Source organism: Pseudomonas sp. CFBP13509, assembly GCF_005233485.1.
GTDB classification, from domain to species: Bacteria; Pseudomonadota; Gammaproteobacteria; order Pseudomonadales; family Pseudomonadaceae; genus Aquipseudomonas; species Aquipseudomonas marginalis.
In genome coordinates, this window is the sequence record NZ_QGAA01000010.1 from 230,444 (window position 1) to 257,092 (window position 26,649).

The 26,649-nt window shown below is 62.7% G+C and carries 25 protein-coding genes and 1 pseudogene; 9 read left to right on the forward strand and 17 right to left on the reverse strand.

All coding sequences use genetic code 11. The features are described 5' to 3' along the window. Position 1 precedes the first annotated feature (1 nt). The 5 genes from PspCFBP13509_RS18555 to ctlX form a co-directional block, all read right to left on the reverse strand. Positions 2–715, reverse strand: a complete 714-nt coding sequence (locus PspCFBP13509_RS18555) for an ABC transporter permease (protein WP_065923793.1) — start codon at positions 713–715, stop codon at positions 2–4. Continuing rightward, a complete protein-coding gene (locus PspCFBP13509_RS18560) occupies positions 712–1,413 on the reverse strand; it encodes an ABC transporter permease (protein WP_027606180.1) in 702 nt (233 codons plus the stop codon). The genes PspCFBP13509_RS18555 and PspCFBP13509_RS18560 overlap by 4 nt, the downstream gene beginning before the upstream one ends. 137 nt (positions 1,414–1,550) lie before the next feature. After that, the gene (locus tag PspCFBP13509_RS18565; RefSeq protein WP_065923794.1) at positions 1,551–2,330 is read right to left on the reverse strand and encodes an ABC transporter substrate-binding protein; all 780 of its coding nucleotides are present in this window, start codon (positions 2,328–2,330) and stop codon (positions 1,551–1,553) included. Positions 2,331–2,587: 257 nt separating this feature from the next. Then, entirely contained in the window at positions 2,588–3,634 is a 1,047-nt protein-coding gene (locus PspCFBP13509_RS18570) for an ornithine cyclodeaminase (RefSeq protein ID WP_065948430.1), read from the reverse strand. Between the two features lie 11 nt (positions 3,635–3,645). Beyond that, the gene (ctlX, locus tag PspCFBP13509_RS18575) at positions 3,646–4,572 is read right to left on the reverse strand and encodes a citrulline utilization hydrolase CtlX (RefSeq protein ID WP_065948429.1); all 927 of its coding nucleotides are present in this window, start codon (positions 4,570–4,572) and stop codon (positions 3,646–3,648) included. Positions 4,573–4,860: 288 nt separating this feature from the next. Here ctlX and PspCFBP13509_RS18580 point away from each other — a divergent pair, with 288 nt between their 5' ends. Further along, positions 4,861–5,754: a GNAT family acetyltransferase gene (locus PspCFBP13509_RS18580; protein WP_137212471.1), complete on the forward strand. Its 894-nt coding sequence runs from the start codon at positions 4,861–4,863 to the stop codon at positions 5,752–5,754. A gap of 232 nt (positions 5,755–5,986) precedes the next feature. On the opposite strand, the gene PspCFBP13509_RS18585 is transcribed toward PspCFBP13509_RS18580, so the two are convergent. Next, positions 5,987–7,006, reverse strand: a complete 1,020-nt coding sequence (locus PspCFBP13509_RS18585; RefSeq protein ID WP_065940198.1) for a branched-chain amino acid aminotransferase — start codon at positions 7,004–7,006, stop codon at positions 5,987–5,989. Positions 7,007–7,109: 103 nt separating this feature from the next. On the opposite strand from PspCFBP13509_RS18585, the pseudogene PspCFBP13509_RS31765 reads away from it, so the two are divergent. Beyond that, positions 7,110–7,196: pseudogene (locus PspCFBP13509_RS31765) on the forward strand (outer membrane lipoprotein carrier protein LolA); the annotation flags it as partial. Between the two features lie 12 nt (positions 7,197–7,208). Here PspCFBP13509_RS31765 and lpdA read toward each other — a convergent pair. Genes lpdA through PspCFBP13509_RS18610 form a run of 4 tightly spaced genes read right to left on the reverse strand, consistent with a single transcriptional unit; the run spans position 7,209 to position 12,145 of the window. After that, the gene (lpdA, locus tag PspCFBP13509_RS18595) at positions 7,209–8,588 is read right to left on the reverse strand and encodes a dihydrolipoyl dehydrogenase (RefSeq protein WP_137212472.1); all 1,380 of its coding nucleotides are present in this window, start codon (positions 8,586–8,588) and stop codon (positions 7,209–7,211) included. A gap of 4 nt (positions 8,589–8,592) precedes the next feature. Further along, positions 8,593–9,849 (reverse strand): dihydrolipoamide acetyltransferase family protein, encoded by a 1,257-nt coding sequence (locus tag PspCFBP13509_RS18600; RefSeq protein WP_137212473.1) that lies wholly within the window; start codon positions 9,847–9,849, stop codon positions 8,593–8,595. After that, on the reverse strand, positions 9,850–10,908 hold the full coding sequence (locus PspCFBP13509_RS18605) for an alpha-ketoacid dehydrogenase subunit beta (RefSeq protein WP_065884833.1): 1,059 nt from the start codon (positions 10,906–10,908) through the stop codon (positions 9,850–9,852). It abuts the gene before it with no gap. Position 10,909: 1 nt separating this feature from the next. Then, the gene (locus PspCFBP13509_RS18610; RefSeq protein WP_137212474.1) at positions 10,910–12,145 is read right to left on the reverse strand and encodes a 3-methyl-2-oxobutanoate dehydrogenase (2-methylpropanoyl-transferring) subunit alpha; all 1,236 of its coding nucleotides are present in this window, start codon (positions 12,143–12,145) and stop codon (positions 10,910–10,912) included. A 195-nt stretch (positions 12,146–12,340) separates the two neighbouring features. On the opposite strand from PspCFBP13509_RS18610, the gene PspCFBP13509_RS18615 reads away from it, so the two are divergent. Next, positions 12,341–12,823 carry an Lrp/AsnC family transcriptional regulator gene (locus tag PspCFBP13509_RS18615; RefSeq protein ID WP_027606189.1) on the forward strand — a complete coding sequence of 161 codons (483 nt, stop codon included), beginning with the start codon at positions 12,341–12,343 and terminating at the stop codon, positions 12,821–12,823. Positions 12,824–13,007: 184 nt separating this feature from the next. Beyond that, positions 13,008–14,627 carry a methyl-accepting chemotaxis protein gene (locus PspCFBP13509_RS18620; protein WP_074847237.1) on the forward strand — a complete coding sequence of 540 codons (1,620 nt, stop codon included), beginning with the start codon at positions 13,008–13,010 and terminating at the stop codon, positions 14,625–14,627. Positions 14,628–14,685: 58 nt separating this feature from the next. Here PspCFBP13509_RS18620 and PspCFBP13509_RS18625 read toward each other — a convergent pair whose 3' ends face one another. Continuing rightward, a complete protein-coding gene (locus PspCFBP13509_RS18625) occupies positions 14,686–15,549 on the reverse strand; it encodes an MBL fold metallo-hydrolase (RefSeq protein WP_137212476.1) in 864 nt (287 codons plus the stop codon). A gap of 94 nt (positions 15,550–15,643) precedes the next feature. Between PspCFBP13509_RS18625 and PspCFBP13509_RS18630 the strand changes: the two genes are divergently transcribed. The 5 genes from PspCFBP13509_RS18630 (at position 15,644) to PspCFBP13509_RS18650 (ending at position 21,249) form a co-directional block, all read left to right on the forward strand. Further along, positions 15,644–15,979: an ArsR/SmtB family transcription factor gene (locus tag PspCFBP13509_RS18630; protein ID WP_017527038.1), complete on the forward strand. Its 336-nt coding sequence runs from the start codon at positions 15,644–15,646 to the stop codon at positions 15,977–15,979. Positions 15,980–16,030: 51 nt separating this feature from the next. Beyond that, positions 16,031–17,275, forward strand: a complete 1,245-nt coding sequence (locus PspCFBP13509_RS18635; RefSeq protein ID WP_137212477.1) for an NAD(P)/FAD-dependent oxidoreductase — start codon at positions 16,031–16,033, stop codon at positions 17,273–17,275. Beyond that, on the forward strand, positions 17,276–18,082 hold the full coding sequence (locus PspCFBP13509_RS18640; protein ID WP_065948421.1) for a sulfite exporter TauE/SafE family protein: 807 nt from the start codon (positions 17,276–17,278) through the stop codon (positions 18,080–18,082). It begins immediately after the preceding gene. Between the two features lie 139 nt (positions 18,083–18,221). Then, positions 18,222–19,367: a nitric oxide-sensing protein NosP gene (nosP, locus tag PspCFBP13509_RS18645; RefSeq protein WP_065948420.1), complete on the forward strand. Its 1,146-nt coding sequence runs from the start codon at positions 18,222–18,224 to the stop codon at positions 19,365–19,367. Next, entirely contained in the window at positions 19,309–21,249 is a 1,941-nt protein-coding gene (locus PspCFBP13509_RS18650) for a PAS domain-containing hybrid sensor histidine kinase/response regulator (RefSeq protein ID WP_242001081.1), read from the forward strand. The genes nosP and PspCFBP13509_RS18650 overlap by 59 nt, the downstream gene beginning before the upstream one ends. Positions 21,250–21,528: 279 nt before the next feature. Here the strand turns inward: PspCFBP13509_RS18650 and PspCFBP13509_RS18655 are convergent, their stop codons facing one another. The 6 genes from PspCFBP13509_RS18655 to PspCFBP13509_RS18680 all read right to left on the reverse strand — a co-directional run bounded on the left by PspCFBP13509_RS18655 (position 21,529) and on the right by PspCFBP13509_RS18680 (position 26,553). Then, entirely contained in the window at positions 21,529–22,194 is a 666-nt protein-coding gene (locus tag PspCFBP13509_RS18655) for a response regulator transcription factor (protein ID WP_137212478.1), read from the reverse strand. A gap of 15 nt (positions 22,195–22,209) precedes the next feature. Then, positions 22,210–22,758: a PQQ-dependent catabolism-associated CXXCW motif protein gene (locus tag PspCFBP13509_RS18660; protein WP_065948418.1), complete on the reverse strand. Its 549-nt coding sequence runs from the start codon at positions 22,756–22,758 to the stop codon at positions 22,210–22,212. A 107-nt stretch (positions 22,759–22,865) separates the two neighbouring features. Further along, on the reverse strand, positions 22,866–23,657 hold the full coding sequence (locus PspCFBP13509_RS18665; RefSeq protein WP_065926984.1) for an ABC transporter permease: 792 nt from the start codon (positions 23,655–23,657) through the stop codon (positions 22,866–22,868). After that, positions 23,654–24,394, reverse strand: coding sequence for an ABC transporter ATP-binding protein (locus tag PspCFBP13509_RS18670; protein WP_065948417.1), 741 nt, complete (start codon positions 24,392–24,394; stop codon positions 23,654–23,656). The genes PspCFBP13509_RS18665 and PspCFBP13509_RS18670 overlap by 4 nt, the downstream gene beginning before the upstream one ends. Continuing rightward, on the reverse strand, positions 24,391–25,350 hold the full coding sequence (locus PspCFBP13509_RS18675; protein WP_137212479.1) for a YVTN family beta-propeller repeat protein: 960 nt from the start codon (positions 25,348–25,350) through the stop codon (positions 24,391–24,393). The genes PspCFBP13509_RS18670 and PspCFBP13509_RS18675 overlap by 4 nt, the downstream gene beginning before the upstream one ends. A 30-nt stretch (positions 25,351–25,380) precedes the next feature. Further along, the gene (locus PspCFBP13509_RS18680; RefSeq protein WP_137212480.1) at positions 25,381–26,553 is read right to left on the reverse strand and encodes an ABC transporter substrate-binding protein; all 1,173 of its coding nucleotides are present in this window, start codon (positions 26,551–26,553) and stop codon (positions 25,381–25,383) included. Positions 26,554–26,649 lie beyond the last annotated feature (96 nt).

A 26,649-nucleotide genomic window follows, 5' to 3' on the forward strand; every position in this document is an offset into this window, starting at 1 on the left:
GTTAGCCTCGGGTAGGAACAAGAAAACGCATCCAGCGACGTTCGGCCAGTCGGAACAGGCCCACCAGTGCAAAGGACAGCAGCATGTAGAGCAGGGCGGCGATGCCGAAGGCCTGGAACGTCAGGAACGTCTCGGCATTGGCATCGCGCGCCACCTTGAGGATGTCGGCGACGGTGGCGGTAAACGCCAGCGACGTGGCGTGCAGCATCAGGATCATTTCATTGCTGTAGGCCGGCAGCGCGCGGCGCAGTGCGGCAGGCACCACCACAAACAGGTTGAGGCGCCAGCCGTGCAGGCCATAGGCGCGGGCCGCTTCGAGTTCGCCGTGGGGAATGTTGCGGATCGCCCCGGCGAAGATTTCCACGGTGTAGGCGCAGGTGTTGAGCACAAAGGCCAGCAAGGTGCAGTTGAGGGCATTGCGGAAAAACTGGTTGAGCAGGGCGTTGTCTTGCACCACCTCCAGGCTGTACAGCCCGGTGTAGCAGATCAACAGTTGGATATACAACGGCGTGCCGCGGAACAGGTAGGTGTAGACCTCCACCGGCCAGCGCAGCCAGAAGTGTTCCGACACGCGGGCCAGCGCCAGGGGGATCGAGAGGAAAAACCCCAGCACCACCGAGATAATGAACAGCCACAAGGTCATGGCAACGCCGGACAACCCGGTGCCATCGCTGAACAGGTAGGCCAGGCCGTATTGCTGGAACAGTTCGATCATCGCGCCATCCCCTTGATGCCGAGGTTGTAGCGCCGTTCGAGGCGCTTGAAGATGCGGTTGGAGAGGGTGGTGATCACCAGGTACACCAGGCCCGCGAGGATCAGGAAGTACAACGGCTCGTTGGTGGTCTTGCCGGCGTTCTGCGCGGCCTTGACCAGGTCCGACAGGCCGATGATCGACACCAGCGCCGTGGACTTGAGCAGCACCAGCCAGTTATTGCCCAGGCCCGGCAGGGCAAAGCGCATCAGCTGCGGGAACAGCACCAGGTGAAAACGCTGCCAGCGGCTCAGGCCGTAGGCGGTGGCGGCTTCGAGTTGGCCGACCGGCACACTGAGGATCGCGCCACGGAAGTTCTCGGTGAAATACGCGCCGTAGATAAACCCCAGGGTGATGACCCCAGCGGTAAACGGGTCGATTTCAAAGTAGTCCCAGCCGAACACTTCGCTCAGGTCGTTGAGCCACAGTTGCAGGCTGTAGAAAATCAGCAGGATCAGCACCAGGTCCGGCACGCTGCGGATCAGCGTGGTGTACAGCGTGGCCGGCACCCGCAGCCATTGGGCGCTGGAAAGTTTGGCGCCGGCGGCGATCAGGCCCAGGGCGAGGCTCAGGGCCAGCGCCAGGAGCGCCAGCTTGACCGTCATCCAGGCACCCTGGGCGAGCATCGGGCCGTAGCCTTGCAGGTTGAGGAGTTCGTTCATGGGGAGATCTCTAAAGGGCGCAGACATACCCCTGTGGGAGGGGGCTTGCTCCCGATGAGGGCGTGCCAGTCGACACCTGTATTGACTGACCCACCGCTATCGGGAGCAAGCCCCTTCCCACAAGGGATTGTGTTGGCTTATTCGTTGTAGATGTCTTGATCGCCGAAGTATTTCTTCTGGATCTGTGCGTAGGTGCCATCGGCCTGGACGGCGGCGATGCCCTTGTTGATCAGCGCACGCAAGTCCTGGTCGTTCTTGCGCAGGCCCATGGCGATGTCCAGGGGCAGGGTCGGGTCCTTGAAGGCCGGGCCGGTCTTGAAGTCGGCGCCTTCAGGCTTGGACAGGAAGTTGAGCTGGGCTTCGAGCTTGTCGGTCAGGGTAGCGTCGAGACGGCCGTTCTGCAGGTCGGCGTAGTTCTGTTCCTGGGACTGGTACGCCTTGATCTGCGCGCCCAGCCTGGCCAGGTGTGCACGGGCATAAGCTTCCTGCAACGAACCTTGCAGCACGCCGACCTGTTTGCCTTTCAACGATTCCGGGGTGCCGCCGAAGTCGGCGTTTTTGCGCGTGATCACCGACGTGGGGCTGAGGAACAGGCGGTCGGTGAAGTCGATGACTTTCTCGCGCGCCGGGGTTACAGCCATGGACGACATGATCGCGTCGAACTTGCGCGCGCGCAGGGCCGGGATCATGCCGTCGAATTCGTTGTGCACCCAGGTGCATTTGACCTCGAGCTTGGCGCAGATCGCGTTGCCCAACTCGATATCGAAGCCTTGCAGGCTGCCGTCGGCGGCCACGGATTCAAACGGGGGGTACTCGGGGAATACGCCGAAGCGGATTTCTTTCCAATCCTGGGCGTGGGCGGCGCTGGCGCACAGTGGCAACAGCAACGCAGCGAAGAGTGATCGCAGTGGAGTCATGTGTCGGTCCCTATATTTTGTAATTGATGTCAGGGCAGTAAAAAGGGTGCAGCGGGCATTCATTCTGTGACGCTTTGGTCGGGCTCAGAATGCTTCATGATGGTGCGTTTTTTGTGTCGTTTACCCGGTGCTCAAAGCGCAAATTGCGCTGTTAAAACACGCAATGCAGCGGAATCGGCTGTAGCACCCTATGAATCGGCTTTTCAGTCCTGGAAATCCGGCCTGCCCTTGGCGCAAAGGGGCAGGCCAGAGCGGTCTCAGGCGCGCTTTTTGTGCTGTGCACGAGGCTGTTGGGCCAGGCGTGCGAACAAGTCCTTGGGGTCGGCCAGGTCCGGCACCAGTTCCAGCTCGCTGCCGACATCCAGGGCCTTGGCCACGTCCAGCACATAGCGCAGGGCCGAGTAGTCTTCGATGGCAAAGCCCACCGAGTCGAACAGGGTGACCTGGCGCTCATGCTCGCGGCCGGCGACCTGGCCGTTGATGACCTGCCACAACTCGATCACCGGCGAGTCTTCCGGCATGTGCTGGATTTCACCTTCGATGCGGCTTTGCGGTTCGTACTCGACGATCACACGGGCGCGCTCGACGATGCGGCGGTCCAGTTCGGTCTTGCCCGGGCAGTCGCCGCCCACGGCGTTGAGGTGCATGCCGGGCTCGATCATGTCGTCGGTGAGGATGGTCGCGTAGGCCTTGTCGGCGGTGACAGTGGTGACGATGTCCGCGCCTTTGACCGCTTCGGCCACGCTGCCGGCCAGGATCACCTTGATTGCCGGGAACGCCTTGAGATTGGCTGCCAGCTTGGCGGTGGCCTTGGCGTCGATGTCGAACAGGCGGATCTCGTTGATGCCGAGCATGGCGTGGAAGGCCAGGGCCTGGAATTCGCTCTGGGAGCCGTTGCCGATCAACGCCATGCTGCGGCTGTTGGCGCGGGCCAGGTAGCGGGCCACCAGGGCCGACGTGGCGGCGGTACGAATGGCAGTGGTCAGGGTCATTTCCGCCAGCAGCACCGGTTTGCCGGTGTCGACGTCACCGAGGGCACCAAAGGCCATTACGGTGAGCATGCCGGCCAAGGTGTTCTTCGGGTGGCCGTTGACGTACTTGAAGGCGTACAGCGAGGCGTCGGACACCGGCATCAACTCGATCACGCCATCCGGCGAGTGGTTGGCCAGGCGTGCGCATTTCTCAAAGTCCTGCCAGCGCAGGTAGTCGGCGCGGATGTACTCGGCCATCTCGGTGATGCAGGTGTGCAGGCCTTTTTGCGAAACCAGATAGCTGAGGTCGTTGACGTCGATATAGCGGGTCATGGCAAGACTCCTTATTGAAATGAGGGACGGGCGGGCAGATGCACTTCTGCCAGCATGCAGCGGGCACTGCCGCCGCCGATGCGTTCGATGTTGTCGATGTTCACCACCACCGGCCGGGTGTGGCGCTCCACATGCCGGCGCTGGGCCGGTTGCAGCGCGCCCCAGGCACTGGCAGACATCACCAGCAGCGGCTGGCCGTCGCGGTCGTGGACTTCGAGCATGTTGCCGGCGAAGGCTTCGAGCTGGTCGAAGTCGAGGCCGAGGATGTCTTTGCCGGTGTCGCGCAGCGAGCGTTCCAGGGCCTGGCGTTCGTCGGCGTCGGGCAGCGCTTGCAGGCACACCACCGAGAGGTCGCGGCCGACGCTCATCATCACGTTGCTGTGGTAGATCGGTGCGTGGTGGCGGTCGACGGCGTGGAAGACGCAGAGCCGGTAGTCGAGGCGTTCGGCAAACTGGCGCAGCGCGTCGTGGTGGGTGCGCCCGGAGTGACAGGCGTAGCTGATGCGGTGCTGGCGGTCGAGCACCATGCTGCCGGTGCCTTCGAGGAAGATGTTCTGTTGTTCGAGGTGGCTGAGGTCGATGGTGTCCTTGATCGCAAAGCGCTGCTCCAGCACTTGCAGCACGCCTTTGTTACGTTCCAGTCGGCGGTTCTGGCCTTCCATCGGGTACAGCACCAGGCTGCCGTCGGCGTGGCTGCTCCACCAGTTGTTGGGGAAGATCGAGTCGGGTGTGTGGGGCGCCGGAGTGTCTTGCACCACCAGCACTTCCACGCCGTGCCGGCGCAGGGTGTCGACATAGCCGTCGAACTCTTCCAGCGCTTTCTGCTGTGCACTGAGCGGGTCGAGGGGTGGGCGTTGGAAACGGTTGTTGATCGCGGTATCCGGGTTGAAGGCAAAGCGCGCCGGGCGAATCATCAGGACGGTGTTGGTGGTTTGCATGGGTGCACGAATCCATGGGGTTGAGCAGTGGGGCTATTTTGTTCGCTGTGGCAGGGGAATCCCGGCTGAAACCAAGGGGCGGCTCAGCCGGGAAAGCTGAAAAGGGGGGTGAGGCAGCCGAATCGGCGGTGGGAGCTGGAGCGCGGTCAAAATGTGGGAGGGTGGCTTGCCCCCGATTGCGGTATATCAGTCACTCAATCCATCAACTGGCGCACCGCCATCGGGAGCAAGCCCCCTCCCACATTGGTACAGTGGCCACTGTAATAACGCCGTCAGCCAGGAGGAATCATGTCTACCGTCGTACGTCTTGCCCAATCCGACGATGCCGAAGGGATCAGCCAGGTCATCCTGGCGGCCTTGCACAGCAGCAATGCGCGGGACTATCCGGCGGATGTGATTGCCCGGGTGGCCAGCAACTTCACCCCGGACGCGGTGCTCGACCTGCTCAAGCGCCGTGTGGTGCTGGTGGCGGTCCAGGACCGGGTGATCGTCGCCACGGCGGCCCTGGATGCCAATGTGGTGCGTTCGGTGTTCGTCAACCCGACGCTGCAAGGGCAGGGCATTGGCCGGTTGCTGATGATTGAAATCGAACTGCGGGCGCGGGAAGCGGGGGTGACGACGCTGAGTGTGCCGTCCTCGCTGACCGCCGAGCCGTTCTACACCAAGCTGGGTTTTCACACGGTACGTGACGTCTACCACGGCAATGAGCGCACGTTGGTGATGGAGAAAGCGCTGTTGTCGCGCCATCCCATCGGTCCGTATCGCGACCGCCAGCACCGTGGGCAAGTGGTGGCGTTATGGCAGGAGGCGTTTGGGTATGACACGGCGCATAACCTGCCGACCCTGACGATCGATAAGAAACTGGCGGTCAATGACGGGCTGTTTTTTGTGGCGACGGACAAAAAGACTGTTATCGGGACGGTGCTTGCCGGCTACGACGGTCATCGCGGCTGGTTGTACTCGGTGGCCGTGCACCCGGGCTATCGGCGTCATGGCCTCGGTTCCTCGCTGGTGCGGCATGCGGAACAGGTACTGACGGCCCTGGGCTGCATGAAGATCAACCTGCAGATCACCGGTGGCAATGAGGCGGTGGTGGGGTTCTATGAGGCGCTGGGGTATGGGGTGGAGCCGAGGATCAGCATGGGCAAGAAGATTGACGAGAATATCCCGAAAGAATCTTGAATACACCGGAGAGCAAATGTGGGAGGGGGCTTGCCCTAATGCCAGTCAGTTAAGGCTTTTTGTAGGAGCGAGCTTGCTCGCGAAAAACTCACAGGCGCCGCGTTCATTCAGGAAGCACGCGTTATCGTTGACGTTTTTCGCGAGCAAGCTCGCTCCTACAGGAGGCGATGTACGCTTAACTGACTGGCATTAGGGCTTGCCCCCTCCCACAGGGTTTTGCGGTGCTACTGGCTTAGACTTTTACGATCCAACCCGCTGGCGCTTCGACGTCGCCGGTCTGCACGCCGGTCAGCTCTTTGTAGAGCTTCTGGGTGATCGGGCCGACTTCGGTCTCGCTGTGGAACACATGCAACTGGCCGTTGTACTGGATACCGCCGATCGGCGAGATCACTGCCGCAGTCCCGCAGGCACCGGCTTCCTTGAACTGATCCAGCTTGTCGATAAATACCTCGCCTTCGACCACTTCCAGGCCCAGGCGGGTCTGGGCCAGTTCGATCAGCGACAGGCGGGTGATGCCTGGCAGCACCGAAGGTGACTTCGGTGTGATGAACTGGTTGTCGTGGGTGATCCCGAAGAAGTTGGCCGAGCCGACTTCTTCGATTTTCGAGTGGGTCATCGGGTCCAGGTAGATCGCATCGGCGAAACCGGATTTCTTCGCTTCCGAGCCCGGCATCAGGCTGGCGGCGTAGTTGCCACCGACCTTGGCGGCACCGGTGCCCTGTGGCGCGGCGCGGTCAAAGGTGGAGATCTGGAAGTTGTGGGGCACCAGGCCGCCCTTGAAGTAGGCGCCGACCGGAATGCAGAACACCGAGAAGATGAACTCCGGCGCGGTGCGCACGCCGATGTTGTCACCGGTGCCGATCACGAACGGGCGCAGGTACAGCGCGCCGCCGCTGCCGTACGGCGGGATGAATCGCTCGTTGGCCTTGACCACTTGCTTGCACGCGTCGATGAACGCGTCGGTCGGGACGTGCGGCATCAGCAGGCGGGCGCAGCTGCGCTGCATGCGCGCGGCGTTCTGGTCCGGGCGGAACAGGTTGATCGAGCCGTCCTTGCAGCGGTAGGCCTTGAGGCCTTCGAAGCACTGTTGGCCGTAGTGCAGGGCGGTAGAGCCCTCGCTGATGTGCAGCACGTTGTCGTCGGTCAGGGTGCCGGTTTGCCATTCGCCGTTTTTCCAGACCTGGAGAAACCGCTTGTCGGTCTTGATGTAGTCAAAACCCAGCTTGTCCCAATTGATGCTTTCGTTACCCATGACACCCTCTATCTTTGGTCAAGTCGGTTTTTTTCTGAATGGGCGCAACAATACTTCATTCCCGGGCCCGTTCGCATCCCCCGCGTCCCTTGTAGGAGCGAGCTTGCTCGCGAAAATCGTCAACGATAACGCGTCAAACCAGAATGAACGCGGCGCCCTCAGGTTCTTCGCGAGCAAGCTCGCTCCTACAGGGGGTGTTTATTTACAGGTGCAACGCGTGGCCCAGGGCCCGCAGCGCAGCTTCCTGCACCGCCTCGCCGAGCGTCGGATGGGCGTGGATGGTGCCGGCCACGTCTTCCAGGCGCGCGCCCATTTCCAGGCTCAGGCCGAAGGCGGTGGACAGCTCGGACACGCCGGCGCCGACTGCTTGCCAGCCAACAATCAGGTGATTGTCCCGTCGCGCCACCACCCGCACGAAGCCGGTTTTCGACTCCAGGGTCATCGCGCGGCCGTTGGCGGCAAACGGGAAGCTCGACACGATGCAGTCCAGGCCGGCGGCCTTGGCTTCATCGGGCGTCTTGCCGACCACCACCAGTTCCGGGTCGGTGAAGCACACCGCCGGGATCGCCGCCGGGTTGAATTCGCGGTGTTGACCGCTGATCAGTTCGGCAACCATTTCACCCTGGGCCATCGCTCGGTGGGCGAGCATCGGCTCGCCGCTCAGGTCGCCGATGGCATACACATTGCGCATGCTGGTCTGGCAGCGGCTGTCGATCCTGATCGCCGCGCCGTTCATCTCCAGGTTCAGCGCCTCAAGGTTCCAACCCTGGGTGTTGGGTTTGCGACCAACGGCCACCAACACCTGGTCCGTCGCCAGCGACAACGTGTCGCCATTCGGATCGCGCACTTGCAGGCTGTTGTGCTCGAAACCCATCACGCTGTGCTTGAGGTACAGCTTCACGCCCAACTGCTTGAGCGATTCGTGCACCGGTTGCGTCAGCTCGGCGTCGTAGGCCGGCAGGATACGATCCTGAGCTTCGACCACACTCACGTCGGCGCCGAGCTTGCGATACGCAATCCCCAGCTCCAGGCCTATGTAGCCTCCGCCCACCACAATCAGGCGCTTGGGCAGGCGGGTTGGCGCCAGGGCTTCGGTGGAGGAGATGATCGGCCCGCCGATCGGCAGCATCGGCAGGTTGACGCTTTTCGATCCGGTGGCCAGCAACAGGTGTTCGCACTGGATGCGCTGGTCGCCGACGTCGACGGTCTTGCCGTCTACCACCTTGGCCCAGCCATGGATCACCTGCACTTTGTGCTTTTTAAGCAGCGCAGCGACACCGGTGGTCAGGCGGTCGACGATGCTGTCTTTCCATTCCACGCTTTTGCGGATGTCCAGGGTCGGCACATCCACCTCGATTCCCAGCCGGGAACCCTGGCTGTGGTGCACGGTTTGCTGGAACTGCTCGGCCACGTGAATCAAGGCCTTGGACGGAATGCAGCCGATGTTCAGGCAGGTGCCGCCCAACGCCTGGCCTTCCACCAGGATGGTCGGGATGCCCAGCTGGCCGGCACGAATGGCGGCCACATAACCGCCAGGGCCGCCGCCGATAATCAGCAGCGTGGTATGCAATGTCTGGGTCATGCCCTTACTCCAGGAACAGGCTGGCGGGTTGTTCGAGCAGGCCGCGAATGGCCTGGATGAATTGCGCCGCGTCCATGCCATCGACCACGCGGTGATCGAAGGAGCTGGAGAGGTTCATCATCTTGCGGATCACGATCTGGCCCTTGATCACCATCGGCCGCTCGACGATGCGGTTGACGCCGACGATGGCCACCTCCGGCAGGTTCAGCACCGGGGTGCTGACGATGCCGCCCAGGGCGCCAAGGCTGGTCAGGGTAATGCTCGAACCGGACAGTTCATCGCGACTGGCCTTGCCATTGCGTGCGGCGCTGGCCAAGCGCGCGATTTCCTCGGCGTTGCCCCACAGGCTGCGGGCTTCGGCGTGACGCACCACCGGCACCATCAGGCCGACGTCGCTTTGGGTGGCGACGCCCACATGCACCGCGCCGAGGCGGGTGATGACCTGGGCTTCGTCGTCGTAGCGCGCGTTGATCTGCGGGAACTCCCGCAGCGCCACGACCATGGCGCGCACGATAAACGGCAGCAACGTCAGCTTGCCGCGCGTGGCGCCGTGCTTCTCGTTGAGGTGCACGCGCAGCTCGTCGAGGGCGGTGACGTCGATCTCTTCCACATAGCTGAAATGCGCGGCGCGCCGGGTGGCGTCCTGCATGCGCTGGGCGATCTTGCGGCGCATGCCGATCACCGGGATCTGTTCTTCGTCGTTGCGTTCGGCGTAAGGATTGGCGGCCGTCGAAGGCTTTGAAGCCCCTTGTTGCAGATAGGCCTCGAGGTCTTCGTGCAGGATCCGCCCGGCGGGGCCGGAGCCCTGTACCAGACGCAGTTGAATCCCGGCATCCAGCGCATGCTTGCGCACGGCGGGGGAAGCCAGGGGGCGTTCGTCGGCATCGCGGGCCACGGGGGCCTGTGCGGCTGCCACCGGTGCGGGCTTGTTTTCGACCACCGGTGCCGGCTTGGCCTCGACAACGGCAGCCGCTTTCACCGGCTCCGCCACCACGGGCACGTCCTTGGCATTGCCCGCACCTTCTACTTCAATGCTGATCAGGATACTGCCCACCGCCATGACTTCACCCGGCTCGCCGCCGAGGGCAATCACCTTGCCATGGACCGGCGAGGGAATATCCACCATCGCCTTGTCGGTCATCACATCCGCCAGCACCTGGTCTTCGACGACCATGTCGCCGACCTTCACATGCCACTGCGACAATTCAACTTCCGCGATGCCTTCGCCAATGTCCGGCATCTTGATAACGTGCGTGCCCATTCAGACCTCCATGACCCGTTTCAACGCCGCGCCCACTCGGGACGGGCCTGGGAAATACGCCCACTCCTGCGCGTGCGGGTAGGGGGTGTCCCAACCGGTGACGCGTTCGATCGGCGCTTCCAGGTGGTGGAAGCAATGCTCCTGCACCAGTGCCACCAACTCGGCACCAAAGCCGCAGGTACGGGTGGCTTCGTGCACCACCACGCAACGGCCGGTCTTCTTCACGGACTTGACGATGGTGTCCAGGTCCAGCGGCCACAGGCTGCGCAGGTCGATGACTTCGGCGTCGATGCCGGTTTCTTCGGCGGCGACCTGCGACACATACACAGTGGTGCCGTAGGTCAGCACAGTGACAGCCGAGCCAGGGCGCACGATGGCGGCCACGTCCAGCGGCACCGTGTAGTAACCGTCCGGCACCTGGGCTTGCGGGTGTTTCGACCACGGTGTTACCGGGCGGTCGTGGTGGCCGTCGAACGGGCCGTTGTACAGGCGTTTAGGTTCAAGGAAGATCACCGGGTCATCGTTTTCGATGGAGGCGATCAGCAGGCCCTTGGCGTCATAGGGATTGGACGGCATCACCGTGCGCAGGCCGCAGACCTGGGTGAACACCGCTTCGATGCTCTGGCTGTGGGTCTGGCCGCCGTAGATGCCGCCGCCGCAGGGCATGCGCATGGTCAAGGGCGCGGTGAACTGGCCGGCCGAGCGATAACGCAGGCGCGCCGCTTCGGAGATGATCTGGTCAGTGGCGGGGTAGACGTAGTCGGCGAACTGGATTTCGGCCACCGGGCGCAGGCCATAGGCACCCATGCCCACGGCCACGCCGATGATGCCGCTTTCGGAGATCGGTGCGTCGAACACCCGCGAGCTGCCGTATTTGGTCTGCAAGCCTTCGGTGCAGCGGAATACACCGCCGAAGTAACCGACGTCCTGGCCGAACACCACCACGTTGTCATCACGTTCAAGCATCACATCCATGGCCGAGCGCAGGGCCTGGATCATGGTCATGGTGGTGGTGGTCATGGCGGTTTCCAATTCGATGCTGTTGTTGTGATCGTTCATGTCAGATCCCCAACTCCTGACGCTGGCGCTTCAAGTGCTCCGGCATCTCTTTATAGACGTCTTCGAACATGGTCGCGGCGCTTGGGATCTGGCCACCGGCCAGGGTGCCGTACTGTTCGGCCTGTTTCTGCGCGGCGATCACCTCGGCTTCCAGTTCGGCACTGACTGCCGCGTGTTCCTCTTCGGACCACTCGCCAATCCTGATCAGGTGCTGCTTGAGGCGGGCAATCGGGTCGCCCAGCGGGAAGTGGCTCCAGTCGTCGGCGGGGCGGTATTTGGACGGATCATCCGAAGTGGAGTGCGGACCGGCACGGTAGGTGACCCATTCGATCAGGGTTGGGCCGAGGTTGCGGCGCGCACGCTCGGCGGCCCAGGCGGAGGCGGCGTACACCGCGATAAAGTCGTTGCCGTCCACGCGCAGGGAGGCGATGCCGCAGCCGACGCCGCGTCCGGCGAAGGTGGTGGCTTCACCACCGGCGATGGCCTGGAAGGTGGAGATGGCCCATTGGTTGTTGACCACGTTGAGAATCACCGGGGCGCGGTACACGTGGGCGAAGGTGAGGGCGGTGTGGAAGTCGGATTCGGCGGTGGCGCCGTCGCCGATCCAGGCCGAGGCGATCTTGGTATCGCCCTTGATCGCCGAGGCCATGCCCCAGCCCACACCCTGTACGAATTGGGTGGCGAGGTTGCCGGAGATGGTGAAGAAGCCTGCATCCTTGACCGAGTACATGATCGGCAACTGGCGGCCCTTGAGCGGGTCGCGCTCGTTGGACAGCAGCTGGCAGATCAGGTCCACCAGCGGCACGTCGCGGGCCATCAGGATGCTTTGCTGGCGGTAGGTGGGGAAGCACATGTCGTCGATGTTCAAGGCCAGGGCCTGGGCGCTGCCGATGGCTTCTTCGCCAAGGCTTTGCATGTAGAACGACATTTTTTTCTGACGCTGGGCGACCACCATGCGGTTGTCGAAGATCCGCGTCTTGAGCATGGCGCGCATGCCTTTGCGCAGGACTTCAACGGGAACCCCTTCGGCCCATGGCCCCAAGGCCTGGCCCTGGTCGTCGAGCACGCGGATCAGGCCCTTGGCCAGGTCGGCGGTGTCGGCGGGTTCTACGTCGATGGCGGGTTTGCGCACGGTGCCTGCGTCGGTCAGGCGCAGGTAGGTAAAGTCGGTCTTGCAGCCTGGGCGGCCCGAGGGTTCGGGAACGTGCAGGCGCAGTGGGGCATACGGCTGATTCATGGCTTTCTACGCTCGATCTTGTGAATTTCTTGTAGTGGGCGCGCTAGCTGACAGTCAGTCTCCGGGTAAGAGAAATCTTGTCCTACAACAATCATAGGCGTGGCGTAGAAGAATATTTATCTGTGTTTTATTGCGCCCGCGATCATTTGCGGATAAAAAACCTGCATAAACATAATAAACAGGTGATTTTGTCTCATGCGCAAACTGGACCGTACCGATATCGGCATTCTCAACGCCCTGCAGGAGAATGCGCGGATTACCAACGCCGACCTGGCCCGCTCGGTCAACCTGTCGCCCACACCCTGTTTCAACCGGGTCAAGGCGATGGAGGAACTGGGCCTGATTCGCGAGCAAGTCACCCTGCTCGACGCCGATTTGCTGGGGCTGCACGTCAACGTGTTTATCCATGTGAGCCTGGAAAAGCAGAACGAGCTGGCGTTGCAGCAGTTCGAAGGCGCGATTTCCGACCGGCCCGAGGTGATGGAGTGCTACTTGATGGCCGGCGACCCGGACTATTTGATCCGGGTATTGGTGCCGACGATCCAGTCGCTGGAGCGTTTCATGATGGACTTTCTGACCAAGGTGCCGGGTGTCGCCAACATCCGCTCGAGCTTTGCCCTCAAGCAAGTGCGCTACAAGACGGCGCTGCCATTGCCGCCGGGTGGATTAATGGTTTGATCTCAATAGGGGGCTGCACCGCTGATCCTGATAGTTAGCCAAGTAATAATCAGGGCGGGCTTTTTATTTTTGGTTAATGAAAAATTGCATCAGCGGTCACGTATTTTTCACAAGCATTTCAACACATTGGCCTCCATCAGGCCGTGAAGTTCGCGGCCCAGGAAAGGGGTAAGCCGCGATGTCCATGAGAGCCTTGAAGTTGAACTTCCGTACCACACTGTGTTTTGGCCTGGTGTGCCTTTTGCTGCTGATACAAGGCGCAATGACCCTGATAAAAGTCGATAAGGTCTATTCGTCGACGGTTGAAATCGAAACTAACTGGCTCCCCAGTATTCGTTTGGCGGGTGAAATAGATTCGGCGTTTTATAAACTTCGTCTCGATCTACGTCGTTATGTCATGGATATCAGCCGCCAGGATCCGGCCTCCCTGGAAAAACTCAAGGCGACCCGTACGGAAGCCCTCGATGTTGCCGAGCGTTATGGGCCTTTAGTCTCGAGCCCCGAAGAACAGGCCAAGTACAACGACGCCTTAACCGGCATAAAGAACTACAGCCAGAAGATGGACGAATTTCTTGCGCAAGCCTCCACCCTGTCCGCTGAACAGATGTCGACCTACCTGCGCGAAGTCAACGGGCCGATTGCCCTGGATGTGCAGCGTTCCATCAGCGAGTTGATCGCGTTGAATGAACGGGGCTCCAAGGCGGCGGTGCAGGTGGCTTCCAGCGAATATGACGCGGCGCGTCTGTTCACCTGGATATTGATGGCCGCCTCCTTGCTGATCACCGTCGTGGTAGCAAGCCTGTTTACTCGCAGCATCATTACTCCGGTGCGTGAATTGCTGGTATCGACCGGCAAGATCGCCGACGGCGATCTGCGCGTGGCGATTGCCATCAATGGCAATGACGAGTTGACCGCGTTGCAACGGTCCACGGCGTCCATGCAAATGAACCTGAAAAGTACCTTGCAGCACATCTCCGAGGCGTCCGGGCAATTGGCGGCGGCGGCGGAGGAGATGAGCGCCATCACCCGCGAGTCCAGTGCCGGTATTGAACGCCAAAGCATGGAAACCGATCAGGCCGCCACGGCGGTTAACCAAATGACGGCAGCAGTTGAAGAAGTGGCGCGCAATGCGGTGTCAGCGTCCCAGTCCACCCAGGACTCCCAACGCTCGGCCAAAGTGGGCCAGGAGCGTGTGACGCAAACCATCGCCTCCATCGAGAAACTCAGCGCCACGGTGCAGCAGACCGGCGTCGAAGTCGAAGGGCTGGCCAGGCAGGCCCAGGATATTGCCCGGGTGGTTGAAGTGATCCGCTCGATTGCCGAGCAAACCAACCTGCTGGCCTTGAACGCCGCCATTGAAGCCGCCAGGGCAGGGGAGCAGGGCCGGGGCTTTGCGGTGGTGGCCGACGAGGTGCGGGCCCTGGCCCACAGAACGCAGACCTCGACCCAGGAAATCGAGCAGATGATCGCGAAAATCCAGACGTGCTCCAGCGAAGCGGTGTCTTCCATGGCCCTCAACCGCAACGAAGCGGTGGACTCCTTGAAGATTGCCCATGAAGCGGGCCTGGCGATTACTCAGATCACCGAAGCCATTACCGATATCAATGACCGCAACCTGTTGATCGCCACGGCCTCCGAGGAACAGGCCCACGTGGCCCGTTCGGTGGACCAGAACCTGATCAGCATCCGTGATCTTTCCATCCAGAGTTCTTCGGCGGCCGGCCAGACCTCGATCGCCAGCCAGGAACTGTCGAGGCTGGCGGTGGACCTCAAGCAGATCGTGTCGAAATTTGCCGTAGCCTGATCGCACCTGCGCAGCACCCCCGGAGCATGGAATGGCATGGACGCCAGGCAGGACGGCTTTAGAGCTGGTTCAACGGAATCTTCAAGTACACCACCCCGTTCTCCTCCGCTGGCGGCATATGACCGGCCCGCACATTCACCTGGATCGCCGGCAACAACAGCGTGGGCATCCCCAGCCCGGCATCGCGCTGGGTGCGCATCGCCACGAACGCCGCTTCATCCACTCCGTCATGCACATGGATATTGCCCGCGCGCTGCTCCGCCACAGTGGTCAGGCATTTGGCCTCGCGGCCTTCGGGCGGGTAGTCGTGGCACACGTACAGTTGGGTATCGGGGGCAAAGGCCAAGAGCTTGCGCATCGACGCATACAGCTGGCGCGCATCGCCGCCGGGGAAGTCGCAGCGGGCGGTGCCGACATCGGGCATGAACAGGGTGTCGCCCACCAGGATCAAGCGGTCGTCGATCAGGTAGGCCATGTCCGCCGGGGTATGCCCGGGCACGTGCAGGGCCTGGGCCTTGATGGTGCCGATGTGGAAGATTTCATCCGGCGCGAACAGGTGGTCGAACTGCGAGCCATCGACGCGAAACTCCGGCTCCAGGTGGAAAAGATGCTTGAACACGTCCTGCACCTTGCTGATGCTTTGGCCGATGGCGATCTTGCCGCCCAGGGTGCGGCGCAGGTACGGCGCGGCCGACAGGTGGTCGGCATGGGCGTGGGTTTCCAGCAGCCATTGCACCTGCAAGCCGTGCTCACGCACAAAGGCAATGACCTTGTCGGCCTGAACGGTGTCGGTGCGCCCGGAGGCCGGGTCGTAGTTGAGCACCGAATCGACGATGGCACACGGGCCGCCGTGCGTTTCATAGACGACGTAGGTGTAGGTCGACGACGCCTCGTCCAGAAAGGAATGAATCAACGCTGACATGACGGCTGCCCCTGATGTTGAAAAAAGTGATTACAATCACTTTACATTTACACATAATGTTTTGAGCTTAAGTGACGCAAAGGACCCGAGGCAAATGGAATCTACTCTGAGTGAAGGCGAAGTCGCCCAATTGCGCGCGTCGGCGTCCAAGGCCTGTGCCTTGCTCAAGGCCCTGGCCAATGAGGATCGTTTGTTGATCCTGTGCCAGTTGACCCAGGGCGAGCGCAACGTCGGCGAGCTGGAAACCATGACCGGCGTACGCCAGCCAACGCTGTCACAGCAGTTGGGCATCCTGCGTGACGAAGGGCTGGTCGCCACCCGTCGCGAAGGCAAGTACATCTTCTACGGGCTGGCCAGCCATGAAGTGATCCAAGTGATGAAGACACTGTCCGGTCTTTACTGCGGCGCGGTGATAAAAAGCTGGGCGTGACGCCATACGGCAGCGACCCTTGTGTGCATTGACGATAAAAGGCAATAGACCATGACCGACCAACACTGGGGGCCAACCATCAGTGGCGATATCGTCGTCATCGGCGGCGGTTCGGCAGGCATCGGCCTGCTGGCCAGCCTGCTCAAGCGCGACCCCGACCTCAACATCACCCTTATCGAACCCAGCGATCATCACTGCTACCAGCCGGCCTGGACCCTGGTCGGCGGCGGCGCCTACGACCTGGAAAAGACCCGGCGTCCCCTGGCCGACGTGCTGCCCAATGGCGTCACCTGGGTGCAGGCTGCCGTTACCGAGTTGCTGCCGGATGAGCACACCCTGGTGCTCGACAGCGGCCAGCGGGTGACCTGGAACCACCTGATCGTCTGCCCCGGCCTGCGCCTGGCCTGGGAGAAGGTCGAAGGCCTGGAAGAGACCCTGGGCCAGCACGGCGTCACCTCCAATTACAGTTACGAAAGCGCCGCCTACACCTGGCAACGGGTGCAGCAACTCAAGGGCGGCAAGGCGATCTTTACCCAGCCGGCCATGCCGATCAAATGTGCGGGTGCACCGCAAAAGGCCATGTACCTGTCCTGCGATCACTGGCTCAGGCAGGGCGACCTCAAGCACATCGACGTCGAATTCAACCTGGCCGGCGCGGCGCTGTTCGGCGTGGCGACCTTTGTGCCGCCGTTGATGAAGTACGTGGAGAAATACCATGCGCGCCTGGCGTTCAACGCCAATCTGGTCAAGGTCGATGGCCCGGCGCGCAAGGCCTGGTTCGAGGTGAAGGACGCCGAGGGCAACGTCACGCTGGAGGAAAAAACCTTTGACCTGCTGCACGTGGTGCCGCCGCAAGTCGCGCCGGATTTCATCCGCCACAGCCCGTTGGCCGACGCTGCCGGCTGGTGCGAGGTAAACCCCCACAGCCTGCAACACCTGCGCTACCCGCACATCTTCGGCCTGGGCGATGTGTGCGGCACCCCCAACGCCAAGACCGCCGCCGCCGTGCGCAAGCAAATCGTGGTGGTCGCCGAAAACCTGCTCGCCCTGCGCAAACAGGCGCCGCTGCCGCTCAAGTACGACGGCTACGGTTCGTGCCCGCTGACGGTGGAGAAGGGCAAGGTGGTGCTGGCCGAGTTCGGTTACGGCGGCAAGCTGCTGCCGACCTTTCCCCTCGACCCGACCCGGGCACGGCGTTCTATGTGGTTCCTCAAAGCCACATTGCTGCCGTGGTTCTACTGGAACGGCATGCTCAAGGGCCGCGAGTGGCTGACCCGTCTGAGCAAGGTGGACTGAATGCTGCTGGCAAGCGTTTTAGGCGTGTTGATGGGCCTGGTCATGGGCCTGACCGGCGCGGGCGGCGGCATCCTCGGGGTGCCGGCGCTGGTGCTGGGGCTGGGCTTGACGATGACCCAGGCCGCGCCGGTGTCGTTGCTGGCGGTGGGGGCGGCAGCGGCCGTCGGGGCGATTGACGGGTTACGTCACGGCCTGGTGCGTTACCGCGCCGCGCTGTTGATCGCGTTGCTCGGCGCACTGTTTTCGCCGCTGGGGGTGTTTCTCGCCCACCAGTTGCCGGAGCCGGTGCTGATGGGCCTGTTCAGTGCGCTGATGGTGCTGGTGGCCTGGCGCATGTTGCAGCGCGAAAAGCTTGAGGCCGGGCCGAGTGACCATGGCGCGGCGTCCTGGGGCCAGAAGAACTGCATGCTCAATCAACAGACCGGGCGTCTGGCCTGGACCGCCAAATGCAGTGCCACCCTGGCCGCACTGGGCGCCGTGACGGGGGCCGTCTCGGGGTTGCTCGGGGTGGGCGGCGGCTTTCTGATCGTACCGGCGTTCAAGCAACTCACCGACGTGCAGATGCGCGGCATCGTCGCCACGTCGCTGATGGTGATCAGCCTGATTTCGCTGATCGGCGTGGCCGGCGCGTTCCATGCCGGTGTGCGCATCGAACCCGTGGGCTGGGTGTTTATCGTGGCGAGCATCGTCGGCATGCTGATCGGCCGGCGCCTGTGCTCGGTGATTGCCGCACGCACCTTGCAGGTGGGGTTTGCCAGCCTGTGTGTAGTGGTTGCAGCTGGAATGCTTGTGAACGCTTTGCTGTGAATTTGAAATGTAGTCCAACATTTGAGTCTCCCTTGTTTTTAAGCGATTCATCCCATCGCATCCCCCCACCCAGTACCCAAGTAGCATAGGTCCCACCCTCCGCCCTTCGTACACTCATGCCTCAGAGGGGGAGGCAACGATGCATAACAGCGAAGGCGTAGTCAGCGCGATGTCCCAGGCGAGCGATGCCGGGCAGGCCGCCGAGGAGTTGGCGCAGCAACTGTTGCATCCATACCTGGGCTTCGTGCTGTTTTTCTGCTCGGCGTCCTACGATTTGCAGGCCCTGGGCCAAGCGTTGCAAGAGTGCCTGGGCAATGTGCGCGTGGTGGGCTGCACCAGCGCCGGCGAGATCACGCCCCAAGGCTATGGCCGCAATTGCATTACGGCGATGGGCTTCAACCACGCGCACTTTTCCATCGCCACGGAGCTGATCGACCAGGTGGAACACTTCAGCCTGATCGACGCCCAGCAGATGGTCGAACGTCTGGTCGGCGGTTGCCGCAGCAATACCCTGGCACCGATCAAGGGCAACACCTTCGCCCTGACCCTGCTCGATGGCCTGTCCAGCCGCGAAGAAGTGGTGCTCGCCGCCCTCAGCGCGGCGCTCGGCGACATTCCGCATTTCGGCGGTTCGGCCGGCGACGACAACTTCCTCACCCACACCCACGTGTACTTCAACGGCGCCTTCCACAGCGGCGCGGCGGTGGTGGTGCTGGTCAATACCTGGCTGGATTTCGAGGTGTTCACCACCCACCACATCCTGCCGCGCAGTGAAAAGCTGGTGGTGACCGGCGCCGACAGTCCGTCACGCCGGGTCTTCGAGCTTAACGCCGAACCCGCCGCCGAAGAGTACGCGCGGCATATCGGCGTGGCCGTGGCCGACCTCGACCACCGCGTCTTCGCGGCGCACCCGTTGGCGGTGCGCATCCACGACCAGTACTACGTGCGCGCGATCCAGCAAGTGCACGACGACCTCAGCCTGAGTTTCTACTGCGCGGTGGAAAACGGCATCGTCCTCACCGTGATGAAGCCCGGACCGATCCTGCCCAACCTGCAAACCCTGTTCGACGGCCTGCAAGCGCGCCTTGGCGACCTGCTGTTGACCATCGGCTGCGACTGCTTCCTGCGCCGCCTGGAGTTGGAAGACTCAGGCAATCTGGAACAGATCGGCGGTTTCCTGCGCGACCAACGGGTGATGGGTTTCAACACCTACGGAGAACAGTTCAATGGCATGCATATCAACCAGACCTTCACCGGGGTCGCCATTGCCCGAGGCCGGCGCTGAACTGCTCGCCCAGGTTGCCCAGCTGCAACAGGACAACCACAAGCTGGCACGGATCAACGCGGCGCTGATCGAGCGCATCGAGTCCGGCATGGCCCAGGGCAATAACCCTTACACCACCTTCCAGCATTCGGTGGTGCTGGCCGAGCAAGTCCGCGAACGCACCGACGCGCTGAACCAGGCGATGGCCGAACTCAAGGCCAGCAACCACTTGCTGATCAACGCCCGGCTGCGCGCCGAAACCCTGCGCGGCGAACAGGCGGCGGCGCAAAAGGCCCAGGAAAGCGAACGCTGGATTCGCCTGATCACCGATAACGTCCCGGCCCTGATCGGCTACCTGAATGCTGACCTGGTCTATGAGTTCACCAACAAAGTCTATGAAGAATGGTATTGCTGGCCGCGCGGCATGATGCTCGGCCAGAGCCTGCGCGAGGTTCACAGCGAGCAGCATTGCCAGCGCCTGGACGCCTACGTCGCCCGCGCCCTGGCCGGGGAGAGCGTGACCTTCGAGTTCGCCGAGACCAACATCAATAACCAGGAGCGCTACATGCTGCGCTCCTATGTGCCGAATATGCTGGCCAGCGGCGAAGTGGTGGGGATCTTCGTGCTGATCCGCGACATCACCGAACGCCGCCGTACCGCCGAAGCCCTGCACCAGGCCTATCAGCACCTGGAGCAGCGCGTGGCCCAGCGCACCTCGGAACTCACCGCGCTTAACGACCAGTTATTGCAGGAGATCGACGAGCGCCGGCGCATGGAGGCGCGCCTGCGTGAAGCCAAACTGGAGGCGGAACAGGCCAACCTGTCGAAAACCAAATTCCTCGCCGCCGTCAGCCATGACCTGTTGCAGCCGCTGAACGCGGCGCGCCTGTTTACCAGCGCACTGCTGGAGCGGCCCAGCGAAACGTTGGTGCGCAACGTGAGCAACTCCCTGGAAGACGTGGAAAACCTGCTGGGTACCCTGGTGGATATCTCCAAGCTGGATGCCGGGGTGATCAAGGCCGACATCGCGCCGTTTGCCCTGAGTGAGTTGCTCGACAACCTGGCCGCCGAGTACACCGAATTGGCCCGCAGCGAGGGCCTGGAATTGCATTTTGTCGGCTGTTCGGCACTGGTGCGCAGCGATATTCAGTTGCTGGCGCGGATTCTGCGCAACCTGCTGAGCAATGCGATTCGCTACACCTACAAGGGGCGTGTGGTGCTGGGCTGTCGCCGCCAGCATCAGCGTTTGTCGATCCAGGTGTGGGACAGCGGCATGGGCATCGCCGAGGAGCGGTTGGAGGAAATTTTCCAGGAATTCAAGCGCGGCGATGTGCAGCGGCCCGACCAGGACCGGGGGTTGGGCCTGGGGCTGGCGATCGTGGAAAAGATCGCCGGGATCCTGGGGCATCGCGTCAGCGTCAGATCCTGGCCGGGCAAGGGCTCGATGTTCTCGGTGGAGGTGCCGTTGAGCGCCACCGCGCCCAAGTCGCTGCCAATGCTGGCCATGAGCGAGCCGATGCTCGAACGCCTGCAAGGCGCGCGGGTGTGGGTGCTGGATAACGACGCGGCGATCTGCGCGGGCATGCGCACCTTACTGGAAGGCTGGGGCTGCCAGGTGATCACCGCGTTGTCGGAGCAGGACCTGGCGCGGCAGGTGGACAACTACCATGCCGAAGCCGATTTGCTGATCGCCGACTACCACCTCGACGACGACCAGAACGGCGTCGACGCCGTCGCCCGCATCAATGGGCGCCGCGGCCGCGCGATACCGGCGCTGATGATCACCGCCAACTACAGCAATGAACTCAAGCTGCAAATTCGCGAGTTGGGGCACACGCTGATGCACAAGCCGGTACGCCCGATGAAACTCAAGACCGCCATGAGCCACCTGCTCGGCAAATGAACGGCGAAATACCCACAAGTGGAGATCAAAATGTGGGAGGGGGCTTGCCCCCTCCCACATTTGAGCAGTGTTTTGCCTGGAAGATTGGCGGCGCAGGTACGTCCGATGAAGCTCAAGACTGCCATGAGCCACCTGCTCGGCCGGCCCTGACAAACGGAGAACCAATGTGGGAGGGGGCTTGCCCTCGATAGCAGAGTGTCAGTCGACATCTAATTGAATGATGCACCGCCATCGGGAGCAAGCCCCCTCCCACCTTTGATTTGTGTTGTGTCAGACGGGTCAGCGGCGCAGGTACGAGCCGAAATCGATATCCCCGGCACTGAGGATCGCCTGCACCCGGTTATGCACATTCAATTTGCGCAGGATCGCCGACACATGGGCCTTCACCGTGGTCTCGGCAATCTCCAGGGTGTAGGCGATCTGCTTGTTCGACTCGCCCTTGGTCATGCGCTCCAGCACCAGCAACTGCTTGCGCGTGAGGGCTTGCAGCAGTTCGGGGGCGAAGCCGGGGGTTTCGTTGAGGCGCCGGTGGGTGCCGGGCTTCTGGGTGCGGATGATGTCCGGCGGCAGGTACACGTTGCCGTTGAGAATCTGCTGGATCGCCTCGGTCATTTGCAGGCGGGGCGAGGACTTGGTGATAAAGCCCACGGCGCCGTAAGTGATGGCTTGCAGCACGACCTGCTTGTCCTGCTCGGCCGAGACGATCACCACCGGAATGGTCGGCGCCTCGTTGCGCAGGTTGATCAGGCCATTGAGGCCGTGCATGCCAGGCATGTTCAGGTCGAGCAGGATCAGGTCGAGGTCGTCGTGTTCCTGGGTCAACGCCAGGGCGCTGTCGAGGTCGGCGGTTTCCATCACTTCGCTGCCGGGGAAGCCGTCGCTGATGACGTTATGGATCGCTTCGCGAAACAGTGGGTGATCGTCGGCAATCAGGATTTTGTACATGGCCGTTCACCTTTCTTATTGTGAGGTTTGAAATGGCTCGGGTTGGGCGACCGTCACCGGCAGCTTCGCCGCTTCCCAGGCATCCAGGCCGTCGCGATACCAGTACACAGAGGTATAGCCGAGGTTGGCGGCACGTTTTACCGCGTTCCAACTCAGCCAGCAATCGGAGCGGCAATAGAAGACCAACGGTCGCTTGAGGTCGCCGCCGCTGTAGGCATACAAGTGGCGCACGAAATAGCTTTGCCACTCCGGCGTCAGGTCGCCGTCGCCGGTATTGGCCAGCCAGTGGCTGCCGGGCAGGTTGGCGTGGGGCTGGTCTTCGATGAAGCGGCCTTGCAGCCACTGGCGGCGGTACACATCGATCAGCACTGGCGCCGGGCTTTGATTGAGCAGGGTTTGCAGGGCCGCGGTGTCGACAATCGTGGCGCCTGGCAGGTGGTCGGGCGTGGGGCTGCGGTACAGGCTGATGCGGTAGCCGTCGGCGGAAAACAGCGGGGTGTCGGCCTGGACGTGGGCGACGAACAGGCACAGCAGTGCCAACAGAGGCAGTCGAGCGTACAGCATGGCAGGGCAATCCTTATCGTTATGCGCGCATTACACGTGAGTCCCGAGCCCTTGGGAATGCGACGATAGACAGGAAAACCAGTACCAAAGTAGTAGTTTTGCCGCCTTCAGCCCTTTTTGCGCAACGCCGCATGCTGGGGATTGAAGGTCAGCACCGCCAACACCGCGAACAGCACGGTCAAGCCCAGGCACACCGCCAGGGCCAGGCCGGCGAAGCGTTCGTACAGGGCAAAGCGCACCAGCTCCACGGCGTGGGTAAACGGGTTGATCGCGCACAGCCAGTACAGCCATTCACTGGAGTCGCGCATCTTCCACAGCGGGTACAGCGCCGATGACAGGAAAAACAGCGGGAAGATCACGAAGTTCATCACCCCGGCAAAGTTCTCCAGCTGGCGAATCGCATTCGACAGCAGCAGGCCCAGGGCACTCAACATCAAGGCCACCAGCAGCAACGCCGGCAGGGCGACGACCAGCCCCATGGCCGGCGGTTGCACGCCGTACACCCAGGCGATCGCCAGGAACCCATACACCTGCAACAGCGAAATCAGCGCGGTGGCCAACAACTTGCTGCACAGCAAGAATGTGCGCGGCAGCGGGCTGGTCAGCAGCACGCGCATGCTGCCCATCTCGCGGTCGTAGACCATCGACAGCGAGCCTTGCATGCCGTTGAACAGCAGGATCATGCAGGCCAGCCCCGGGACGATGTACACCTCGTAGGGGATGTAGGTGTCGTAGGGTTCGATTACCGAGATGCCCAACGCGGCGCGGAACCCGGCGGCGAACACCAGCAGCCACAGCAATGGGCGCACCAGCGCACTGAGAAACCGCGTGCGCTGCAACACAAAGCGCAGCCACTCGCGCAGGACGATGCCGCGCAGGCATTGCCAGTAAGCGTTCATGCCGCCGCTCCCGTCGTGGTGGGGCGAGTCAAGTGCGCGAACACGCTGCCCAGATCGCCGCCTTGCTGCGCGATCAAGGCAGCGACTTGCCCACTGGCCACCAGGCGGCCCTGATGCAGGATCATCAACCCATCGTCGGCCTGTACTTCGTCGAGCAGGTGGGTGGTCCACAGCACGCTGATGCCCTGTTCGATGCACAGGCTGCGCACGTGCTGGTTCAGCGCCAGGCGGCTGGCCGGGTCGAGGCCGACGCTGGCCTCATCCAACAGCAGCAGGCGCGGCTCATGCAGCAACGCCCGGGCGATTTCCACGCGGCGGCGATGCCCGCCGTTCAGTTCGCGGACTTTTTCGCGGCGCCGTTCGGTGAGGGCCTGGCGGGCCAGTTCGGCGGCGACGCGCAGGTCGGTCTGGCGCCGCGATAAACCATGCAGCGCGGCGTGGTAGCGCAGGTTCTGTTCCACGCTTAAATCCAGGTCCAGGGTGCTTTGCTGGAACACCACACCCAGTTGCGTAAGGGCCGCACGCGGCGCCTCACGCAGGGAATGACCGCCCACGCGAATGTCGCCGCTTTGCAGGTCATACAGCCGCGTGAGCAGGGCGATCAAGGTGGATTTGCCGGCGCCATTGGGCCCCAGCAGCGCCGCAAAACGCCCTGGCGCCAGGCTGAAACTCATCTCGCACAAGGCCTGCCGTGCGCCGTAGGCGAAGCTCAGGTCGCGCACCTCCAGGGCGTTCATGGCGTGACCACCACGCCCCACGGATAACGCCCGACCTTCACCGACTTGATCACCTTGAGACTGTCCACATCGATCACCGACACATCACCGCTTACGCCGTTGGTGGCCAGCAACTGTTTCTCGTCCGGGGTAAATGCCATCTGCCACACGCGGCGGCCCACCAACAGGTAGTCGATGACCTCGAAGGTCTTGGCGTCGATCACGGCCACATGGTTGGCCGGGCCGAGGGCGACAAAGCCGTACTTGCCGTCGGCGCTGAGCTTGATGCCGACCGGCTGGACTTTGTCCGGGTGCACGCCCTTGATCTTGAAGGTCAAGGTCTTGAGGATCGCGCGGCTGGCCACGTCGAGGATGGTCACGGTGCCGCCGATTTCCGCCGAGGCCCACAGTTGCGAGCCATCGTGGTTGAACTCGACGAAGCGCGGGCGCTGGTCCACCAGGGTGCTGTCGGCCAGGGTCTGGGTGCTGGTGTCGATCCAGTGCAGCATGTTGGTGGTTTCGCTGGTGTTCACCGCCCACTTGCCATCCGGGCTCACGGCCATGCCTTCGGGTTCGACGCCGACGTTGATCTGGCCGAGCACCTTGGCGGTCTCGGTGTCGATCACGGTGACCAGCGCATCGTCTTCGTTGGACACGTACAGCCAGCGGTTATTGGGGTGCAGGGCGAACTGCTCGGGGTCTTTGCCGGAGGGCAGTTCCTTGATGATCCTGCGCGTGGCCACGTCCATCACCTGGACGCGGTCCGAGTCGCTGGCGCAGATGTACAGCAGCTTGTTGTCATGGGACAGCAGCAGGCCCCGTGGGCGCTGGCCGACCTTGAGGGTGTCGGTGACTTGCAGGGTCTGCATGTCGATCAGGCTCAGGCTGTTGTCTTTCTCGTTGGAGACCCAGGCGGTACTGGCCACGGCGTGCCCGGCGGCAAGCAGCAGGGCGCATGGGAGCAGGGTGCGGCGCATGGCGGATTCCTTATTATTGTGGGTAGGCGATCAAGGGAAGCGGCAGGTCACCTCGGGTTTGTCATAGCCCAGGCTGTCCATTTCGTTGGTGGGGTGCAGGAAGCCGTCCTGGGGCGAGGTGCTGACCAGCGCGCGGGGCTGCACGATGGGAATCGGCTGGCGCAGTTGGCCGTTCCAGGGGCGGTAACTGAGCTTGCGGCCCTTGAACCCGTCCAGGGGCAGTTGCTCGCTGATTTCCACTTGGCGGATCGCCATGGGCTCGACCTGGCGCAACTTGCTCACTGCACTGGCGACGCTGCGCACGGCCATCCAGGCGGCGAAGTCGCGGTCGTTCATCCAGCGCCCCGCCAGGGCCTCGAAGCGTTTCTGCAATTGGGCGGCGCCGTAGGTCTCGACGGTTTTGTGCCAGCCGGTGGGCGTCAGGCCCTGGGTGCCGGCGACGGGGCGCGGGTACCAGGTCTGGTAGGGCACGTACTCGCCGAAGTCGCCGCGCTCGTCGGCCACCAGCACCACGTCGTATTCGGCGGTCTGGGTGAACAGCGGCATATCCGCCTGGGCGCTGCGGCGTTGGTCGTTATCGAAGCGCCAGGCCTTTTCCGCCACCAGCTGCACGCCGAAGCGTTTGGCGGCGCGACGCAGGGCGGCGGCGTAGGCCTGGTCATCCTCGGTGGGGCCGACGATCAGCAGCGCTTTCTGCCATTTGCGCACTACCAGGAACTGCGCCAGGGCATCGGCGAGCATCGCGCGGCTGGGCAGGGTATGCAGCACGTTGCCCAGGCAGTCGCTGCTGCGCAGTCGGTCATCCGGGCTGCCGGCATTGAACAGCAGGCTGTCGGGCAGGGCTGCGCTGAGTTGGCGCAGGCTGGCGGCGGGTGCGTTTATCACGAACAGGCGCAGGCCCTGGGCATGCTGGGCCTGGGCGGCGGCGAGCAGGGCGTCCGGGGTGTCCACCGTGGCGGTCGTCAGGCTGTAGCGCTGGTTGAGAAAGGCGCCAGTGCTGTTGCTGTCGATGATCGCCAGTTCAGCGCCGCGCTGCCCGGCATCGGCGGGCTCGGGAATCACATTCGACAGCAGCGGGCCCGGATCGGGCCGATAACCCAGGTAGCCGATCTGCACCTGCAAGGGCGCTTCAGCGGTCTGGCCGGTGGCGGCCCAGGCGATCGCCAGCAGGCAGATCACGGCGTAGGGGGCGAGCTGGCGCATAAGGCACTCCATGACAGGTAGCGCCAGCATAGGAACCCTGAACGTCGCTGCAAATATGCAGAAAGTAGCGCTGGGGCAGTACCAAGGTAGTAGCCC

What these genes read in the sequence shown, in the direction of transcription:
- PspCFBP13509_RS18655 (WP_137212478.1), bottom strand. Translation starts at nt 22,194, where the DNA reads ATGTACAAAATCCTGATTGCCGACGATCACCCACTGTTTCGCGAAGCG.
- PspCFBP13509_RS18630 (WP_017527038.1), top strand. Translation starts at nt 15,644, where the DNA reads ATGGAATCTACTCTGAGTGAAGGCGAAGTCGCCCAATTGCGCGCGTCG.
- PspCFBP13509_RS18625 (WP_137212476.1), bottom strand. Translation starts at nt 15,549, where the DNA reads ATGTCAGCGTTGATTCATTCCTTTCTGGACGAGGCGTCGTCGACCTAC.
- ctlX (WP_065948429.1), bottom strand. Translation starts at nt 4,572, where the DNA reads ATGCAAACCACCAACACCGTCCTGATGATTCGCCCGGCGCGCTTTGCC.
- PspCFBP13509_RS18560 (WP_027606180.1), bottom strand. Translation starts at nt 1,413, where the DNA reads ATGAACGAACTCCTCAACCTGCAAGGCTACGGCCCGATGCTCGCCCAG.
- PspCFBP13509_RS18680 (WP_137212480.1), bottom strand. Translation starts at nt 26,553, where the DNA reads ATGCGCCAGCTCGCCCCCTACGCCGTGATCTGCCTGCTGGCGATCGCC.
- PspCFBP13509_RS18600 (WP_137212473.1), bottom strand. Translation starts at nt 9,849, where the DNA reads ATGGGCACGCACGTTATCAAGATGCCGGACATTGGCGAAGGCATCGCG.
- PspCFBP13509_RS18660 (WP_065948418.1), bottom strand. Translation starts at nt 22,758, where the DNA reads ATGCTGTACGCTCGACTGCCTCTGTTGGCACTGCTGTGCCTGTTCGTC.
- PspCFBP13509_RS18580 (WP_137212471.1), top strand. Translation starts at nt 4,861, where the DNA reads ATGTCTACCGTCGTACGTCTTGCCCAATCCGACGATGCCGAAGGGATC.
- PspCFBP13509_RS18665 (WP_065926984.1), bottom strand. Translation starts at nt 23,657, where the DNA reads ATGAACGCTTACTGGCAATGCCTGCGCGGCATCGTCCTGCGCGAGTGG.
- PspCFBP13509_RS18555 (WP_065923793.1), bottom strand. Translation starts at nt 715, where the DNA reads ATGATCGAACTGTTCCAGCAATACGGCCTGGCCTACCTGTTCAGCGAT.
- PspCFBP13509_RS18620 (WP_074847237.1), top strand. Translation starts at nt 13,008, where the DNA reads ATGAGAGCCTTGAAGTTGAACTTCCGTACCACACTGTGTTTTGGCCTG.
- PspCFBP13509_RS18565 (WP_065923794.1), bottom strand. Translation starts at nt 2,330, where the DNA reads ATGACTCCACTGCGATCACTCTTCGCTGCGTTGCTGTTGCCACTGTGC.
- PspCFBP13509_RS18670 (WP_065948417.1), bottom strand. Translation starts at nt 24,394, where the DNA reads ATGAACGCCCTGGAGGTGCGCGACCTGAGCTTCGCCTACGGCGCACGG.
- PspCFBP13509_RS18585 (WP_065940198.1), bottom strand. Translation starts at nt 7,006, where the DNA reads ATGGGTAACGAAAGCATCAATTGGGACAAGCTGGGTTTTGACTACATC.
- lpdA (WP_137212472.1), bottom strand. Translation starts at nt 8,588, where the DNA reads ATGACCCAGACATTGCATACCACGCTGCTGATTATCGGCGGCGGCCCT.
- PspCFBP13509_RS18605 (WP_065884833.1), bottom strand. Translation starts at nt 10,908, where the DNA reads ATGAACGATCACAACAACAGCATCGAATTGGAAACCGCCATGACCACC.
- PspCFBP13509_RS18615 (WP_027606189.1), top strand. Translation starts at nt 12,341, where the DNA reads ATGCGCAAACTGGACCGTACCGATATCGGCATTCTCAACGCCCTGCAG.
- nosP (WP_065948420.1), top strand. Translation starts at nt 18,222, where the DNA reads ATGCATAACAGCGAAGGCGTAGTCAGCGCGATGTCCCAGGCGAGCGAT.
- PspCFBP13509_RS18650 (WP_242001081.1), top strand. Translation starts at nt 19,309, where the DNA reads ATGGCATGCATATCAACCAGACCTTCACCGGGGTCGCCATTGCCCGAG.
- PspCFBP13509_RS18675 (WP_137212479.1), bottom strand. Translation starts at nt 25,350, where the DNA reads ATGCGCCGCACCCTGCTCCCATGCGCCCTGCTGCTTGCCGCCGGGCAC.
- PspCFBP13509_RS18635 (WP_137212477.1), top strand. Translation starts at nt 16,031, where the DNA reads ATGACCGACCAACACTGGGGGCCAACCATCAGTGGCGATATCGTCGTC.
- PspCFBP13509_RS18610 (WP_137212474.1), bottom strand. Translation starts at nt 12,145, where the DNA reads ATGAATCAGCCGTATGCCCCACTGCGCCTGCACGTTCCCGAACCCTCG.
- PspCFBP13509_RS18570 (WP_065948430.1), bottom strand. Translation starts at nt 3,634, where the DNA reads ATGACCCGCTATATCGACGTCAACGACCTCAGCTATCTGGTTTCGCAA.
- PspCFBP13509_RS18640 (WP_065948421.1), top strand. Translation starts at nt 17,276, where the DNA reads ATGCTGCTGGCAAGCGTTTTAGGCGTGTTGATGGGCCTGGTCATGGGC.